Below are 15,204 nucleotides of genomic sequence, written 5' to 3'. Positions count from 1 at the left end.
TTTCTTGCATGACGGAGTCGGTGCGGGCGTGGCACCCCGACGTGCCGCTCGTGCGCGAGGTGCTGCACGCGACGTTCGAGCAGCACGCCTACCCCGCGCACACCCACGACGACTGGACCGTGCTGCTCGTCGACGACGGCGCGGTCGCGTACGAGCTCGACCGCGCCCCGCACGACGCCGTCCCGGCGTCCGTCACCCTGCTGCCGCCGCACGTGCCGCACGACGGCCGGTCCGCCGTCCGCGGACGGCCCTTCCGCAAGCGCGTGCTGTACCTCGACGAGTCCTGGCTGCCGCACGACGCCGCGGACGCCGCCGTCGCGCACCCCACGCTGACCGACCGGACGGCGCTGAGCACGCTGGCCTGCGTGCACGCCGCGCTGCGCTCGCCGTCCGACGCGATGGCGGCCGAGACCGGCGTCCTCGCGCTGCGCGAGGTCGTGCGCGCGCACCTGGGGGCCGCGCCCTCGGCCGCGCACGACACGCCGCTGGCCCGCCGCCTGCGCGAGCTGCTCGACGACCGCGTCACCGAGTCGTTCACCGTCGCCGAGGCGGCGCGGATCCTGGGCGCGCACCCGAGCCACCTGGTGCGCGCGTTCTCCCGGGCGTACGGCATCGCCCCGCACCGCTACGTCACGGGGCGTCGCGTGGACCGCGCCCGCCGGCTCCTGCTGCAGGGTCGCTCCCCCGCGGAGGCCGCCGCCGAGGCCGGGTTCCACGACCAGTCGCACCTGACCCGGCACTTCCGGCGCGTCCTCGGGACGACGCCGGGCGCGTTCACCGCGTAGGCGGCGCCTCAGCGGGGGCGCCCGCACGGGGGTAGTCGCGGGTGCGCTCGGAGGTGCCCATCCCCCACCGGACGGTGCGCGTCGCGAGCGCCCCGGCCGGGCCGCCGAGGGCGCGGCGGAGCCGGCCGCCGAGGCCGCGCTCGAGGTGCAGCGCGTCGCGGGCCCAGGGCGGGAGGGAGGAGACGGCGCCCGCCGCGAGCAGCCCGTACGGCGGGCGGGCCGGGAGCGGCAGCGGGGGTTCGCGCAGCAGGAAGCGCGCCGTGTCCAGTGCGGCCGTCGACGCCTCCAGCTCCGGGCGGTACGCATCGATCGTCTCGCGCAGGTCGGCCACGGTCTCCGGCACGACGACGGCGCCCAGCGCCCGCGCGACGCGCGCCACCTGCGCCACGTACTCGTCCGCCTCGCCGGCAGTGAGCGGCCGCTCCCCGAACCGCTGGTGAGCCGTGAGGAACGAGTCCGCCTCCGCCGCGTGCACCCAGGCGAGCAGGTGCGGGTCGCCCGCCCGGTAGGGGCGGCCGTCCGGCGCCTTGCCGCGCACCCGGTCGTGCACCGCCCGGACCCTGTCGATCATCGCCTGGGCGTCGTCGGCGGTGCCGAACGTCGTCGTCGCGAGGAACGTCGCCGTGCGCTCGAGCCGGCCCCACGGGTCGCCGCGGTAGCCCGAGTGCCCCGCCACCCCCGCCATCGCCAGCGGGTGCAACGACTGCAGCAGCAGCGCCCGCAGCCCGCCCACGAACATGGACGCGTCCGCGTGCACCCGCGCGATCGGGCTGTCCGGCGGGAACCAGCGCGGCCCCGGCGTCAGGTGGACCCGGTCTCGCGCCGCGTGCGCGTCCGGGCCCGCGACCTTCTCGAACAGCATCTCGCCCAGCCGGAGCCGGACCTGCTCCACCGGGTTCGTCGCCGTCGTCGTCATCTCGCCAGTATGGCGCGCTTCGTGGGCCGTGAACGGTCGGGCGGCACCCGGGCGTACTACCAGGCCTCGAGCCGGCCACAGGCCGGCAGGCCGAGAATTCACCCCCTGCTCTCGGGTGAATTCGTCCGCATATGTCGAACGTCGGGTGAAATGACGCCAGATTGTTGGAAAGCGGTTCCTTGCGTTGTTAATTTCTCGTCGCTCGCGTCACCCGTACGACGTCGAGCTCGTGTTCGACCTCGAGAAAAAGGACCTTGATCGCCATGCGGATCAACAAGATCGTCCCGATCGTCACCGCCACCGCCCTGGTCGGTGGCATCGCCGTCCTGGGCACCGCCAACGCGGCCTCCGCCGCCCGTCAGCTCGACGGCGGGGACGTGAAGAACAGCTCCCTCACCGGTGCCGACATCAGGAACGGCTCGCTCACCGGCTCCGACATCAAGAGCAGCTCGCTCACCGGCTCCGACATCAAGAACGGCTCCATCGGCTACGGCGAGCTCTCCGACTACGCGAAGTCGAAGCTCAAGGGCGCGACCGGCAAGACCGGTGCCACGGGCAAGACCGGTGCGACCGGCAAGACCGGGGCCACCGGCAAGACCGGTGCCACCGGCAAGAACGGCGTCGACGGCAAGGATGGCGCGAGCGCCTCCGTCGAGCAGCACGTGACGACCGACAAGCCCCAGACGATCGCGCACCTCGGCGGCAAGTTCGCCGAGCGCGCCACCGAGATCGACACCGTCGACCTGGCGGCCGGCACGTACCTCGTGAACACCTACGGCGCCTTCGACCGCCTGGACGACTCCCAGGCCTCCTCGCCGGTGCTGCAGCTCGCGGTGCGCGCCGAGGACGGCACGCAGTGGGGCCAGGACCTCGGCACCGCCTTCACGGGCGAGTTCCCGGAGTCCGGCGACCTGGAGCAGACCGCGTCGGCCACGCGGTACGTCACCGTCGCGGAGGACACCACGGTCACCGTCTACGCGTTCGGCTACAACGCGGACAAGTCCTCGACCGGTGAGGGCAACTACACCGTCGCCGCCGACGTGTCGTTCGTGAAGATCGGCTGACGCACCGAGCAGCGCAGGGCGTCCCTGCCCGTCGGCCGTCAGGGAGTACGGCGGACGGGCAGGGACGGTCAAGGCGTCGCGGGCGTCACTTCACCGCGACCTGCACACCGCCGGAGAACATCGAGTCGTGCAGCTCGAGGGTCGCCGGGGTGGCGTTCTTCGGGATGTCGAAGACGACGACCCCGTCCACCTTGTTGCCGGGGTTGATCTCGTTGAGGAACGAGTTGGACTCGTCGAGGTAGATGCCCGCCTCGGAGTCGGCCGAGTGCGTGCGCCCCTTCGTGTCGACGAGGTTCTGGCTGCTCCCGTCGAAGAGCTGGGCCTCGTCGCCGATGTTCTTCACCGTCATGTGGACGAGGACGAACTGGCCCTGCGCCTTCTCGTTGAGGAACTCGTCGCCGACCTGCTGCACGCCGTCCTCGAGCTCGGTCACCGTGAACTCGAACTTGCCGTCGCGAACCTTGTCGCCGACGGCGGGCAGCTTCTCGCTCTTCTCCTCCTTCTCGGTCGCCTCGGTCTTCTCCGCGTCGTCCGCCACCGCGTTCTCGGCGGCGTCCGAGCCGGCCTCGGCCTGCTGCGCCGTCGCCGCGTCGTCGTCCTGCGCGACGCCGGTGCCGCCGTCGTCGCCCCCGCCGCCCAGGTTGCTCGCGATGACGACGAGGACGACGGCCGCGCCCAGCCCGGTGAGCACCTTGTGGCGGGCGAACCAGCTCTTGCGCTTCTCCGGGGCCGGCGGCATCTGCGGCTGCGGCACCCAGCCCTGCGGCGCGCCGTAGGGCATCTGCTGACCGGGCTGGGGCGGGCCGTACGGAGGCTGCGCCGGCTGCTGGACGGGCTGCTGCGGGGTGGGGTCGGGCTGGGGCGTGGTCATGAGGACTCCTGGACGATGGCTGCCGCGGGGGCTGGGTGTCGATCGGAACGGCACGATCGTCGGCCGCGAGGCCACCCCGGCGGATCCCCTTCGCGGCTCGTCCGGGCGAGCCGAACGGTGGACCCGGATCACCCGACGTCGAGCCGATCGGGGGACGGCGGCCGCGCGACCGCCGCCGTACGCTGCCCGCATGTATCCGCCGCCGAACCCCGCCGACCCGTACGGCGCACCGCCGTCGGGCGCGCCCGGCGGCCCGACGCCCTACGACCCGACGCCGCACGGCCACGCCCCGTACAGCCCGGCCCCGTACGCGCCGCTGACCCCGCCGGCCTCGCCGACGCCCGCCGGGCCGACGCCCCGCCGCTCGCCCGCGCGCCGGTTCTGGAGCGTCGCGGGCACCATCGGCGCCATGGTCCTGGCGTGGTCCTGCGCGATGGTCGGGATCGCCTTCGCCACCCCGGTGGACGACCTCGGCGGCGGCGAGGTCGCCCTCGCGTTGCTGTGGTTCGTCGTCGCCCTGGGGGTGGGGGCCGCCATGTGGTGGCGGACGTCGCGCCCGGTCCTGGTGTGCCTCGCGACCGCCGCGGTCGGCGTCGTCGGGCCGCTGGGTGCCGTCGCGCCGCTCATCGCGCTCCCCTGGGTGATCGCCCGGACGGACCTGCGGCGCAGCCTGCTGTGCGGCGGCGCGACGGCGCTCGCCCTGCTCGTCACGTTCTGGCGCGACGCCACGAGCGAGCTCCAGGTGATCTTCTCCGTGGCGCTCGACAACGGCGCCACCTCGTACATGTCGCCCGTGGGGTACACGGTGCTCGGCGTGCTCGGGCTCGCCGTCTCCGTCGGCGCCGGGCTGCTGCGCCGGCTCCTGCGGGCCAACGCCGACGTCGACGTCGCCCGGCAGGAGGCCACGGTCGAGGCGCGGCGCGCCGACCACCTGCGGGCCGAGTCCGAGGCGCTGCGCACCGAGCTCACCCGTCAGGAGGAGCGCGACCTCATCGCGCGCGAGATGCACGACACCGTGGCGCACCAGCTGTCGCTCGTGTCCCTGGAGGCGGCGTCGCTGGAGGTGTCGTCCGACGACCCCGGCGTCGGGGAGGCCGCGCGGTCGATGCGGTCGTCCGCGCACCGCGCGCTCGAGGAGATGCGCACCCTCATCAGGTCCCTGCGCGACGGGGCCGAGGAGTACTCCGGCGCCGCGCCCTCCCTCGGCGACCTGGCCGAGCTGCTCGACGGCGCCCGCGGACGGGGCGTCGACGTCACCGCCACGGTGTTCGTCACCGACGCCGAGGCCGCCCCGCCCGTGCTGACCCGGGCCGTCTACCGCGTGGTGCAGGAGTCGCTGACCAACGCCGCCAAGCACGCGCCCGGCACTCGCGTGGACGTCTCCGTCCGCGCGCGCCCCGGTGCCGGGATGGACGTCGTCGTGCGCAACGGCGCCGCCGCCCCGGGCCTGCCCGCCGGCGTGCCCGGCGGGGGCTCCGGCATCCCCGGGATGCGCGAGCGGTGCGAGGCACTCGGCGGCTCGTTCGACGCCGGCCCGCTCGACGACGGCGGGTTCCAGGTGCGCGCGCACCTGCCGTGGGTCGTGACGCCGGACGCGTAGTCGGCCCGCGACCTGCGCCGCGGTTGTCCCCGTCCCTGGCTAGGGTCGCCGTGTGGTGAGGGTGATGATCGTCGACGACGACGCGATGGTGCGCGGGTTCCTGCGGACCATCCTGACCAAGAGCGGGCTCGAGGTGGTCGCGGAGGCGGCGGACGGCGACGAGGTCGTCCCCGCCGTGCAGGCGCATCACCCCGACGTCGTCCTCATGGACCTGCGGATGGAGCGGATGGACGGCGTCCGCGCCACCGCCGCCGTCGTCGCGCTGCCGTCCGCGCCCGCCGTCATCGCCATGACCTCGTTCGACACCGAGTCCGCCATCCTCGACGCCGTGCACGCCGGGGCCTCCGGGTTCCTGGCCAAGGACTCCGGGCCGGACGAGCTCGTCGCCGCCGTCCGATCCGTCGCGACCGGCGAGGGAGCCCTGTCGCCGCGGGCCGCGCGGGTCGTCATGGAGCAGGTCGGCGCCCGCCCTGCCGCGCGCGGGCAGCGCGACGCCCGCGAGGCGCTGGCGCAGCTCACCCCGCGGGAGCTGGAGATCGCGCGGCGCGTCGCCGAGGGGCTGTCCAACGCCGACATCGCGCAGCAGCTGTTCCTCGGCGAGGCCACCGTCAAGACGCACCTCACCCGCGCCACCTCACGCCTGGGCGTCAACCGCGTGCAGCTGGCCCTGCTGGTGGACCGAGCGCAGTGAGACGTCGGCCACTGCTCCCGTGGCGCCCGAGCAGCGATGAGTTCCGCCCTGCACGGCGGTCACGTCGTCACGCGGGACGTCCAGCAGGGTCGTCTCCGCGGCAACCAGACGGGAGACCCCGATGACGACCACGGTCGCGCCCACCCCGCACACGCGGCTCGAGGACACGCCGTGCTGACGCGGGTCGCTGACGGTGTGTGGGCGCACCAGAGCGAGCTGCTGCAGAACAACGCCGTCGTCGTGCAAGGCCGTCGCGGCGTGCTCCTCGTCGACCCCGGGCTCACGGGCGACGAGCTGACGTGCCTCGCGAACGACCTTCGCGACCTGGGCGAGCCGGTGGTGGCGGGCTTCGCGACGCACCCCGACTGGGACCACGTGCTCTGGCACGCCGCGCTCGGCGACGCGCCCCGGTACGGCACAGCCCGCTGCGCAGCCGATCTGCAGCACCTGCTGTCGGCCCCGGGCTGGAAGGCCCGCGTCGCCGAGGGGCTGCCGCCGGAGATCGCCGGGGACGTTCTGCTCGACGGGTTCGGCCTCGTCACCGGTCTCCCGGCCGGGACGAAGCGCATCCCGTGGGACGGTCCCCGCGTCCGGGTCGTCGAGCACCCGGCACACTCCCCCGGCCATGCGGCGCTGCTGATCGAGGAGCACCGCGTTCTCGCGGCCGGCGACATGCTCTCGGACGTCTTCGTCCCGATGCTCGACGACTTCGACGACACGAACGACCCGATCGGCGACTATCTGCGGGGGCTGGACCTGCTGGAGCAGGTGGCCGGCGACGTCGATGCCGTGGTTCCTGGCCACGGGGCGGTCGGCGGGGCTGACGAGCTGCGCGCACGGATCGCCCAGGACCGCGCGTACCTGGACGCCCTGCGGGACGGCAGAGTGCCGGACGACCCGAGGATCGGCCCGTCGGCCAGGCCCGGCTGGGAGTGGGTGAGCGACATCCACGAGGGGCAGGCCCAGAGCGTCGCCCGCCGGCGCGAGGCCGCCGGGACGCCGGAGTAGGCGCACCGCGGGGTGCAGCTCGCGCTGCTCGTCGAGCGGGCTGCGCAGTGCGGCGCGCCACGGTCGTCCTACGCTGGCAGCCAGTCCACGAGCTGCCGAGGAGCTGATTCCCGCGTCCACCGAGCCCCGCCCTGCGAAGAGTGTTCCCACAGCCGCTGTGCCGGAGGGACAGCTCCACCGGAGCCTGTCCCTGCGGCACCTCATCGTCTACGGCCTGCTGTTCATCGGCCCGACCGCGCCGATGGGCACCTTCGGCGTGCTGGACGCACGCAGCAACGGCGCGGTCGCACTCGTCTTCCTCGTCGCGACCGTGGCGATGTCGTTCACCGCCTGGTCGTACGCGCGCATGTCCGTCGCGGTCCCGAAGGCAGGGTCGGTCTCGGCCTACGCGACCGCGGGGCTGGGGCGGCAATCGGGTTTCATGGCCGGATGGATGATCGGTCTGGACTACCTGTTCATCCCGAGCCTGGCCGCGCTGTTCACCGGCATCGCCAGCCACGCCCTGTTCCCCTCCGTGCCGGTCTGGGTGTTCACGACGGCGGCGGTGCTGCTCATCACGGCCCTGAACCTCGGCGGGGTGAAGCTCGCGGCGACGGTGGGGTTCGTCGCCCTGGCCGTGGAGATCCTGGTGCTCGCCGTCTTCTGCGTCGGCGCCGTCGTCGTCCTGGTGCACGACGGCCCGGCCAGGCCGTGGCTGTCCCCGCTGACCGGGCTCGACGGGTTCACTCTCGTCGGCACGCTCGGCGCGGTCTCGGTGGCGGCCCTCGCGTTCCTGGGTTTCGACGCGATCGCCACGTTCGCCGAGGAGAGCACCGGGTCCCCGCGGCAGATCGGCCGGGCCCTGATCTTCTGCCTCGTCCTCGCCGGGGCCCTCTTCGTGCTCCAGACGTACCTGGGGGCGCTCCTGACGACGACGACCCCGACCGAGCTGGCCGCGAACCCCGACGAGCAGGGCACGATCTTCTACACCACGATCAGCGATCAGATGGGGTCGTGGCTCGGCACGACCGTCACGACGGCGCGGGCGATCGGCCCCGTGCTGTCCGCGCTCGTCGCGCAGGCCGCGGTGAGCCGCCTCATGTACGGGATGGCGCGCGACGGGCAGCTGCCGGCCCGGCTCGGGGCCGTGAGCCCCCGGACCGGCGTCCCCCGGCTCGCGATCCTGGTCTCGGCGGTCGCGACGCTCGTCATCGCCGTCGCGGCCGCGGTCAAGCCCGACGGCCTCGACCTGCTGTCCTCGATGGTCACGGTCGGCGCCCTGACCGCGTTCGTCTTCCTGCACGTCGCCGTGATCGGCTACTACGTGGTCGGACGGCGCACCGACCGCCGCGTCCTCCACACGGTCGTCCCCGTCGTCGGCCTGGCGATCGTCGTCACCGTGCTCGTCCTGGCCAGCCACCTCGCCCTGGAGGTCGCCGCCGGATGGCTCGTCCTCGGCCTGGTCATCATGCTCGTGCGCGGCAACCGCCGCCAGGACACGACGACGCACGCTCCGGGACCCGACCGGCAAGGGCCGGTCGGTCCCTCCTGAGGTGCTCGACGATCCCCGGACGCCCTCCGACGTCGCGGTCATGACGGACCTCTCGCGGGGTGCTACCCCCTGGACGACGACGGGCGCGGGTCGGAGGTCCGGAGGTACCGCGCGATCCGGTGGACGGCGTCGCGGCCGGCGCGGTTGGCGCCGACGGTGGAGGCGGACGGGCCGTAGCCGATGAGGTGCACGCGCGGCTCGCCGTCCACCTGCGTGCCGTCCATGCGGATGCCACCGCCCGCGGTGCGCAGGTGCAGCGGCCGCAGGTGGTCGAGGGCGGCGCGGAAGCCGGTGTTCCAGAGGATGACGTCGACGGGGACCAGCTCGCCGTCGGGCGTGACGACGCCGTCGGGCTCGATGCGGGTGAACATGGGCCGCCGGTCGAGCACGCCGCGCGCCTCCGCCGCGAGGAGCGACGGCGTCTTGATGAGGCCGGTGACGGACGACGCTCAGCGGCGGCAGCCCCTCGCGCACCCGGTCGGCGACCATCGCGACGGCCCGCGCCCCGTCCTGGGAGTCGAAGGAGTCGCGCCACACGGGCTCGCGTCGCGTGAACCAGAACGTCCGCGCCACGTGGGAGACCTCCTCGAGCAGCTGCACGGCGGAGATACCGCCCCCGACGACGGCGACGCGCTGCCCGGCGAAGTCCTCCGCGCGGACGTAGTCGGCGGTGTGCAGCTGGCGGCCACGGAACGTCTCCTGTCCCGGGTAGGCCGGCCAGAACGGCTTGGACCACGTGCCGGTCGCGTTGACGATCGCCCGGGCGGCCACGGTGCCGGTCCGGCCGGCGCCCTCCCACCGGACGAGCAGGTCGCCGCCGGGGCCGTCGTGCTCGTCGGCCCGCTCGACACGACGCACCCGGACCGGTCGAGCGACGGCCAGGCCCAGCTCGTGCTCGTAGTCGCCGAAGTAGGCGGGCAGCACGTCGACGCTCGCCGCCTCGGGCTCGACGGCCGGCTGCTCGATGCCGGGCAGGTCGTGGATGCCGTTCACGGTGCTCATCCGCAGCGAGCGCCACCGGTGCCGCCACGCTCCCCCGGGACCGCCCTCGGCGTCGAGCACGAGGGACGTGAGCTCGCCGGACGCCGGCCCGGTCGCGGGGACGAACCCCCGCCGCCGCAGGTGGTAGGCCGCGGACAGGCCGGCCTGACCGGCGCCGATCACGACGACGTCCGCCGCCCGCGGCATGGCCTCGATCGTCGTCACGTCTCGGGCAACGTGCTGCCCGCGAACGGGATTCCGGGACGGGGTGTGGCCCGGCCCACCGGGACGGTGTCCCCGCGCTGGGCTAGCGTCACGACCCATGACCTACGCCAACGTCGGCACCCTCGGCGCCACCCCCGGCAAGCGCGACGAGCTGGTCGCGCACCTCACGCAGCGCAGCACGGAGCTGGCGGACGCGGGGTGTCTGCTCTACGAGGTCGGCGTCAGCGACGACCACCCGGACACGGTGTTCGTCGCCGAGCTGTGGACGTCGGCCGAGGCGCACCGCGCGTCGTTGCAGCTCCCGAACGTGCAGGCATCCATCGCGGCGGCGCGGCCGCTGCTCTCGGGCGACTTCGGCGGCTTCGACTTCACCGTCGTCGGCTCGCCGCTGCGGGGCTGACGCGATGCCGGGGACCTCACGCACCGCCGTCGTGATCGGCGGCGGCATCGGCGGCCTGGCGTCGGGCGTGGCGCTGGCGCGCCGCGGGTGGGCGGTGACGGTCGTCGAGCGCGCGACGTCGCTGGACCCGGTGGGCGCGGGGATCGCCGTCGCGCCGAACGCGGTGCGGTCGCTCGACGCCCTGGGCGTCGGGGACGCGACGCGCGAGCTGGCGGCGCTGCAGGGCGAGATCGGGGTGCGTCGACCCGACGGGCGGTGGCTGCTGCGCGGCCGGGCGGAGGAGGCGACGTCGCTGTTCGGCGAGCGCACGCTGCTGCTGCACCGCGCCCAGCTGGTCGACCTCCTCGCGGGCGCGCTGCCGGACAGGTCGCTGCGGCTCGGCACGGCGGCGGTCGTCACCGACCCGGGCACGACGACGCGGCCGGCGCGCGTCGCGATGCCGGACGGCGACGTCGACGCGGACCTCGTGGTCGCGGCGGACGGCATAGGGTCGCCCACCCGCACGCGCTGGTGGGCGAGCGCACCGGGCCCGGTCGCGGGCGGGTCGACGGCGTGGCGGGTCGCCACCCCCCGCCGGTCCCGGGCGCCGTCGGCTCGGAGACGTGGGGGCGGGGGATCGTCGTGGGCGTCGCGCCGCTCGCCGACGGCCGGGTCTACGCGTACGTGTCGGTGGCCGACGCCGCGGGCGTCCCCGCCGACCTCGACGAGCTGCGCGCACGCCTCGCCGGCTGGCCCGACCCGATCCCCGCGCTGCTCGCGTCGGTCGACGACGGCACGGCGCTGCGGCACGAGCTGCGCCACCTGCCCGCTCCCCCGGCGTCCCTCGCGGCCGGGCGGGTCGCGCTCGTCGGCGACGCCGCCCACGCGATGTTGCCGAACCTCGGGCAGGGCGGGTGCCAGGCGCTCGAGGACGCCGTGGTGCTCGGTGCGCGCGTCCGCCCGCACGACGACGTGGCGGCGGCGCTGCAGCGCTGGTCGGCCGAGCGGCGTCCGCGGGTGGAGAAGGTGATGCGGATGTCGGCGCGGGTCGCCGGGCCGACCCTGTGGACGTCGGCGGCCGCCACTGCAGCCCGCGACGCCGGCATGCGCGCGCTCGGCCGGTGGACGGAGGCGCTCGGCGCCCGCGCACTGCGTCCGGTCATGAGCTGGCGTCCGCCGGAGTCCTGACCACCCGCTGAGCACGCGCTGCCGGGCCTCGACCTGCGGCGACACGGTTGTCCACAGACTCCCGGGCAACCATCTGACGGATTGCCCTACAGTGACCGCGACGTCACCGCCGACAGGGAGCCCCGTCATGACCCGCACCAGGGCCATCCTCGCCGCCACCTCCATCGCCGCTGCCGCCGCGCTCCTCGCCGCCGGCTGCGACGACGCCGCGCCCGCGACACCGTCGCCAGAGCCGACGGCCACCAGCGCGAGCACCGACGCCTCGGCGTCTCCATCCCCGAGCTCGACCGCCGTGGTCGTCGCACCCGAGCGGCCCAAGGAGATGGACGACGACGGCCCTGCCGGGGCCGAAGCCGCTGCGGTGTACTTCCTCGAGCTCGACGACTACATCATGAAGACCAACGACACCGCCGAATGGGAAGCGATGTCAGGAAAGGCCTGCGGCTTCTGTGACGACCGCCTTGACCAGGCGAGAACAATTGCCGATCGCGGCGACGTTTTTGAGGGTGGCAGCACTACAGTCAAAATTCTCCACACTTACGAGCAGGACGCCGCCACAGGTATCTGGCCGATCGACGTGGAGACGTCAGAGAAACCGTGGACGATCACCGACTCGAATGGCGAAGAGATAGCATCTCAGGCCGCGGTGGTTGCGAAGTCACGGGTTGAAGTAGCGCAGAAGTCGGGCGATTGGGTCATTGTCGGAGTCGTGAACGACAAGGAGCATTGACGTGACGCGGATCTCGACGGGCGTTTTCTTGGTGATCGCGCTCCTCGCAGGCTCTGCTGACGTGCCGGACTACGAGGGCAAGACGGACAATGATGCCGACAGTTTGACCGTCGAGAGTTCCAGTGACGCTTGGACCCAGACCGCCAATGGGCGCGAGCCCACGTCCGACGAGCCCCAGGACCGCTACGCCCGCACCGACGCGGTGACGTGCGCGACGCTGGGTGCCGAGCTGGATGCGCTCAGCGGGATCGTCACGGCGCAGGGCGCGTGCCCTGAGGGCAAGGACGTCGCTGAGATCACCAAGCCGTGCGACGACGGGGAGTTCGCCCTCGATGCCCTCTGGGTGCAGCGCGTGCAGGACGACGGCACGTACGGCGACCCGGAGCAGCTGTCGGACGACGAGTGCATCACGCCCGCGGACATCGCCGAGCAGGCGCGGCGCGAGTTCCGGTCGATGAAGATCTCTGCCCCGGTGGCGACGCTGCAGGGCAACCCGCCGATGGTGGTGAACGTGCACTACCCCGCCTACACCACCGCGACGCCGCAGGACCGCGGGGTGACGCTGCTGGGCGTGCCGGTCGTCATCCGCGCGGAGCCGGCCGAGTTCACGTGGAACTTCGACGACCCGTTCTCCCCGAGTGGCAGCACCCTCACCACCACGAGCCCCGGGGAGGCGTGGCAGGAGGGCGACCCGACGCCTGACGCCTCGTGGGTCGGGCACACGTACAGCCGGCTCGGCACGCCCGGCGCGGACGCGGGCACCGCCGTCGACGACCACGGCAACACGTACCGCGCCGGCGTCGCGGTCTCGCTCACCACCACCTGGCAGGGCCGCTTCCGCGTCCAGGGCACCAGCACCTGGACCGACATCCCCGGCACGATCTCGACGACGAGCACCACGGAGCCGACCACCGTCACCGAGGCCCGCACCCGCCTGGTCTGCGCCGACCTCGAGGGCGCCGGCACCTGCTGACCGCCGCCACAGGGCGGCAGCCCCGGCGACGGCACGTGCCGTTTCGGCGTGGGACGCGCGGCGCATGGCCGCGTCCGCAGGGTGGTTCCAGCGCACGACGCACGCTCGATGGTTAGGGTGCTGTCACCACCGTCTCGGTAACCGGTTTCTCGATGATGAGTTCCCGTCGCTGCGATGGATGGACCCCTTCCCGACGTCGCGAAAGGTCCACCCGATGCTCGTCCGCCGCAGGCTAGGCACCACTCTCGGTGCCCTCACCCTTGCCGCCGCTACCGCGGCCGGCGCCCTCACCGCCGCGCCCACCGCCACCGCGGGTCCCGACTCGCCCCCCGGCCGCACGTTCAGCACGACCGACGAGGCTCCGGGCTGGGCCTCGGAGAACGGCGGCACGGACGGCGGCGCCGGAGCCGACACCGAGTCGACGTACACGGTCAGCAACCGCCAGGAGCTGCTCGCCGCGCTCGACAACCGGGGCGACCGGGACGCGCCCAAGATCGTCTACGTCTCGGGCACCGTGCACGGCAACGAGGCCGACGACGGCACCCTGCTGGGCGAGCAGGACTTCGCGCCCGGCTACGACTTCACGAAGTTCCTCAGCTGCTTCGGCCTCGAAGGCTGGAGCGACGGGCTGCACGACTACTGCGGCGACCAGCGGCGACTGCGTGTCAACGGGAGCCGGGCGATGAAGTCGCAGACCGAACTGAAGATCCCGAGCAACACCACGATCGTGGGCCTCGGCGACGACGCCGGGTTCGACCAGGCCACCATCATGCTGCACCTGGCGCACAACGTGGTGATCCGCAACGTGACGGTCGAGGCTCCGGTCGACTACTTCACCTGGTGGGACCAGCCCGGCAGCACCTGGGACGCGCGGTTCGACGCCATGTCCGCTGTCACCTCGACCAACGTCTGGGTGGACCACGTCACCCTCACCGACGGCAAGCATCTCGACCGCGACGCCCCGCTCGGGCCCGACGGCGAGCCGGCGAACCGGCACGACGGCCTGTTCGACATCGAAGACGGCTCGGACTTCATCACCGTCAGCAACTCACTGATCACCAACCACGACAAGGCGATGATGCTGGCCTCCGGTGACGAGCACGGGGACAAGGAGCGCGGGCACCTGAACGTCAGTTACATGGGCAACTTCTTCGACGGCGTCGGGCAGCGCTCCCCGCGGGTCCGGTTCGGGCAGGTGCACGTGGTGAACAACTACTTTCTCGGCCGGGTCAACGACCCGGAGTCGCCGATGACCAGCGCGGCCGCCGTCGACGGTGGGTACGACTATTTCATCGGCCTCGGCTACGAGTCCCAGGTGTTCTCCGAGCGCAACTCGTTCGACTACACGGGACCGGGAGCGGACGCCACGGTCGCCGTGAGCGTGTGGAACGCGACCCGCTTCGCGGACGAGGGCTCGTGGTTCAAGCAGCGCCCCGTCGACCTGGAGTCGATCGCTGCGACGCAGTACGACGAGCGCGTCGCGGAGGCGGCCTCGACCGGCGAACCGCTGCCCGACTGGGCGACGGCCGGCTTCACGGCGACCGTGGACTGGGTGCCGCCGTACGCGTACGAGCCGCTCACCACGGCATCCGCGGTGGAACGACACGCGCGCACCGCGACCGGCGCTGGGACCCTCTCCGTCCCCACCCCGTCCACCCGCTGACCCGCGCGTCCGCGGGCGAGTCCGCCGTCGGCGAACCCGGAAATTGAGTCGGGGTGGCTCAAGTTGTACCCGTCAGCAGCACCCACCTGGAGGAGGACAGCATGACCACCACCCTGACCCGCACCCCGTTCGCCGACGCGTGGCTCCGCGACCTGTGGACCCCGCGCCTCGCGACCGAGGGCCCCGTGCCCGCCGCCGACGTGTACCGCGACGGCGAGGACCTCGTCGCCCGCCTCGACCTGCCGGGCATCGACCCGGCCGAGGACGTCACCGTCGAGGTCGAGGGCCGCAAGCTCGTCGTGCGCGGCGAGCGGAAGGACCAGCGCTCGGAGGAGTCCGAGGGCCGCCGCATCTCGGAGGTCCGCTTCGGCTCGTTCCGCCGCGTCGTCACGCTGCCGAAGGCCGTGGACGGCGACGCCGTCCGCGCTGCCTACGACGCGGGCGTCCTGACGGTCACCGTCGTCGGTGTCTTCACCGGCACGACGCCGCAGCGCATCGAGGTCACCACCGCCTGATCCACGGATCACGCACCGCTCGACGGCGCCCCGGTCGCACCCGCGACCGGGGCGCCGTCGTCGTGTCGACCATCAGGAGGCGCA

14 protein-coding genes and 2 pseudogenes are annotated in these 15,204 nt (G+C 73.4%); 13 read left to right on the top strand and 3 right to left on the bottom strand.

The genetic code is table 11. The features are described from left to right. Nucleotides 1–8 precede the first annotated feature (8 nt). A complete protein-coding gene (locus tag ACQFYA_RS01705; RefSeq protein ID WP_499120945.1) occupies nucleotides 9–785 on the top strand; it encodes a helix-turn-helix transcriptional regulator in 777 nt (258 codons plus the stop codon). Here ACQFYA_RS01705 and ACQFYA_RS01700 read toward each other — a convergent pair. Then, a complete protein-coding gene (locus ACQFYA_RS01700) occupies nucleotides 775–1,701 on the bottom strand; it encodes an oxygenase MpaB family protein (RefSeq protein WP_499120943.1) in 927 nt (308 codons plus the stop codon). The two genes, ACQFYA_RS01705 and ACQFYA_RS01700, sit on opposite strands and share 11 nt — an antisense overlap. A gap of 263 nt (nucleotides 1,702–1,964) precedes the next feature. Here ACQFYA_RS01700 and ACQFYA_RS01695 point away from each other — a divergent pair, with 263 nt between their 5' ends. Beyond that, complete coding sequence (locus ACQFYA_RS01695; RefSeq protein ID WP_499120941.1) at nucleotides 1,965–2,765, top strand: hypothetical protein; 801 nt, start codon at nucleotides 1,965–1,967, stop codon at nucleotides 2,763–2,765. 85 nt (nucleotides 2,766–2,850) lie between these two features. On the opposite strand, the gene ACQFYA_RS01690 is transcribed toward ACQFYA_RS01695, so the two are convergent. Then, nucleotides 2,851–3,636: a DUF4352 domain-containing protein gene (locus tag ACQFYA_RS01690; protein ID WP_499120938.1), complete on the bottom strand. Its 786-nt coding sequence runs from the start codon at nucleotides 3,634–3,636 to the stop codon at nucleotides 2,851–2,853. 190 nt (nucleotides 3,637–3,826) lie between these two features. On the opposite strand from ACQFYA_RS01690, the gene ACQFYA_RS01685 reads away from it, so the two are divergent. The 4 genes from ACQFYA_RS01685 (at nucleotide 3,827) to ACQFYA_RS01670 (ending at nucleotide 8,466) form a co-directional block, all read left to right on the top strand. Then, the gene (locus ACQFYA_RS01685) at nucleotides 3,827–5,236 is read left to right on the top strand and encodes a sensor histidine kinase (protein ID WP_499120936.1); all 1,410 of its coding nucleotides are present in this window, start codon (nucleotides 3,827–3,829) and stop codon (nucleotides 5,234–5,236) included. A 64-nt stretch (nucleotides 5,237–5,300) separates the two neighbouring features. After that, a complete protein-coding gene (locus tag ACQFYA_RS01680; RefSeq protein ID WP_499120933.1) occupies nucleotides 5,301–5,927 on the top strand; it encodes a response regulator transcription factor in 627 nt (208 codons plus the stop codon). A 171-nt stretch (nucleotides 5,928–6,098) separates the two neighbouring features. After that, the gene (locus ACQFYA_RS01675) at nucleotides 6,099–6,935 is read left to right on the top strand and encodes an MBL fold metallo-hydrolase (protein WP_499120931.1); all 837 of its coding nucleotides are present in this window, start codon (nucleotides 6,099–6,101) and stop codon (nucleotides 6,933–6,935) included. A gap of 157 nt (nucleotides 6,936–7,092) precedes the next feature. Beyond that, nucleotides 7,093–8,466 (top strand): APC family permease, encoded by a 1,374-nt coding sequence (locus ACQFYA_RS01670; protein WP_499120928.1) that lies wholly within the window; start codon nucleotides 7,093–7,095, stop codon nucleotides 8,464–8,466. Between the two features lie 62 nt (nucleotides 8,467–8,528). Here ACQFYA_RS01670 and ACQFYA_RS01665 read toward each other — a convergent pair. Next, nucleotides 8,529–9,654: pseudogene (locus tag ACQFYA_RS01665) on the bottom strand (FAD-dependent oxidoreductase). Between the two features lie 115 nt (nucleotides 9,655–9,769). On the opposite strand from ACQFYA_RS01665, the gene ACQFYA_RS01660 reads away from it, so the two are divergent. The 7 genes and pseudogenes from ACQFYA_RS01660 (at nucleotide 9,770) to ACQFYA_RS01630 (ending at nucleotide 15,120) form a co-directional block, all read left to right on the top strand. Beyond that, complete coding sequence (locus ACQFYA_RS01660; protein WP_499120926.1) at nucleotides 9,770–10,072, top strand: putative quinol monooxygenase; 303 nt, start codon at nucleotides 9,770–9,772, stop codon at nucleotides 10,070–10,072. Between the two features lie 4 nt (nucleotides 10,073–10,076). Then, nucleotides 10,077–10,523 (top strand): annotated as a pseudogene (locus ACQFYA_RS01655) (FAD-dependent oxidoreductase); the annotation flags it as partial. A 101-nt stretch (nucleotides 10,524–10,624) separates the two neighbouring features. Continuing rightward, entirely contained in the window at nucleotides 10,625–11,239 is a 615-nt protein-coding gene (locus ACQFYA_RS01650; protein ID WP_499120924.1) for an FAD-dependent monooxygenase, read from the top strand. A gap of 127 nt (nucleotides 11,240–11,366) precedes the next feature. Further along, the gene (locus ACQFYA_RS01645) at nucleotides 11,367–11,969 is read left to right on the top strand and encodes a DUF6318 family protein (RefSeq protein WP_499120922.1); all 603 of its coding nucleotides are present in this window, start codon (nucleotides 11,367–11,369) and stop codon (nucleotides 11,967–11,969) included. 61 nt (nucleotides 11,970–12,030) lie between these two features. Then, a complete protein-coding gene (locus ACQFYA_RS01640) occupies nucleotides 12,031–12,942 on the top strand; it encodes a hypothetical protein (RefSeq protein WP_499120920.1) in 912 nt (303 codons plus the stop codon). Between the two features lie 214 nt (nucleotides 12,943–13,156). Next, nucleotides 13,157–14,605, top strand: coding sequence for a pectate lyase family protein (locus tag ACQFYA_RS01635; protein ID WP_499120918.1), 1,449 nt, complete (start codon nucleotides 13,157–13,159; stop codon nucleotides 14,603–14,605). A gap of 101 nt (nucleotides 14,606–14,706) precedes the next feature. Then, nucleotides 14,707–15,120, top strand: a complete 414-nt coding sequence (locus ACQFYA_RS01630; protein WP_499120916.1) for an Hsp20/alpha crystallin family protein — start codon at nucleotides 14,707–14,709, stop codon at nucleotides 15,118–15,120. The last annotated feature ends 84 nt before the right edge of the window (nucleotides 15,121–15,204 follow it).

The organism is Promicromonospora sp. Marseille-Q5078, assembly GCF_050315395.1.
Classification (GTDB): Bacteria; Actinomycetota; Actinomycetes; order Actinomycetales; family Cellulomonadaceae; genus Isoptericola.
Note: the sequence above shows the minus strand (reverse complement) of the source record. Positions and strands in the feature narration are given on the sequence as shown.

Excerpts from the sequence above, each read along its gene's own strand:
- ACQFYA_RS01705 (WP_499120945.1), top strand. The coding sequence starts at position 9 with ATGACGGAGTCGGTGCGGGCGTGGCACCCCGACGTGCCGCTCGTGCGC.
- ACQFYA_RS01700 (WP_499120943.1), bottom strand. The coding sequence starts at position 1,701 with ATGACGACGACGGCGACGAACCCGGTGGAGCAGGTCCGGCTCCGGCTG.
- ACQFYA_RS01695 (WP_499120941.1), top strand. The coding sequence starts at position 1,965 with ATGCGGATCAACAAGATCGTCCCGATCGTCACCGCCACCGCCCTGGTC.
- ACQFYA_RS01690 (WP_499120938.1), bottom strand. The coding sequence starts at position 3,636 with ATGACCACGCCCCAGCCCGACCCCACCCCGCAGCAGCCCGTCCAGCAG.
- ACQFYA_RS01685 (WP_499120936.1), top strand. The coding sequence starts at position 3,827 with ATGTATCCGCCGCCGAACCCCGCCGACCCGTACGGCGCACCGCCGTCG.
- ACQFYA_RS01680 (WP_499120933.1), top strand. The coding sequence starts at position 5,301 with ATGATCGTCGACGACGACGCGATGGTGCGCGGGTTCCTGCGGACCATC.
- ACQFYA_RS01660 (WP_499120926.1), top strand. The coding sequence starts at position 9,770 with ATGACCTACGCCAACGTCGGCACCCTCGGCGCCACCCCCGGCAAGCGC.
- ACQFYA_RS01645 (WP_499120922.1), top strand. The coding sequence starts at position 11,367 with ATGACCCGCACCAGGGCCATCCTCGCCGCCACCTCCATCGCCGCTGCC.
- ACQFYA_RS01635 (WP_499120918.1), top strand. The coding sequence starts at position 13,157 with ATGCTCGTCCGCCGCAGGCTAGGCACCACTCTCGGTGCCCTCACCCTT.
- ACQFYA_RS01630 (WP_499120916.1), top strand. The coding sequence starts at position 14,707 with ATGACCACCACCCTGACCCGCACCCCGTTCGCCGACGCGTGGCTCCGC.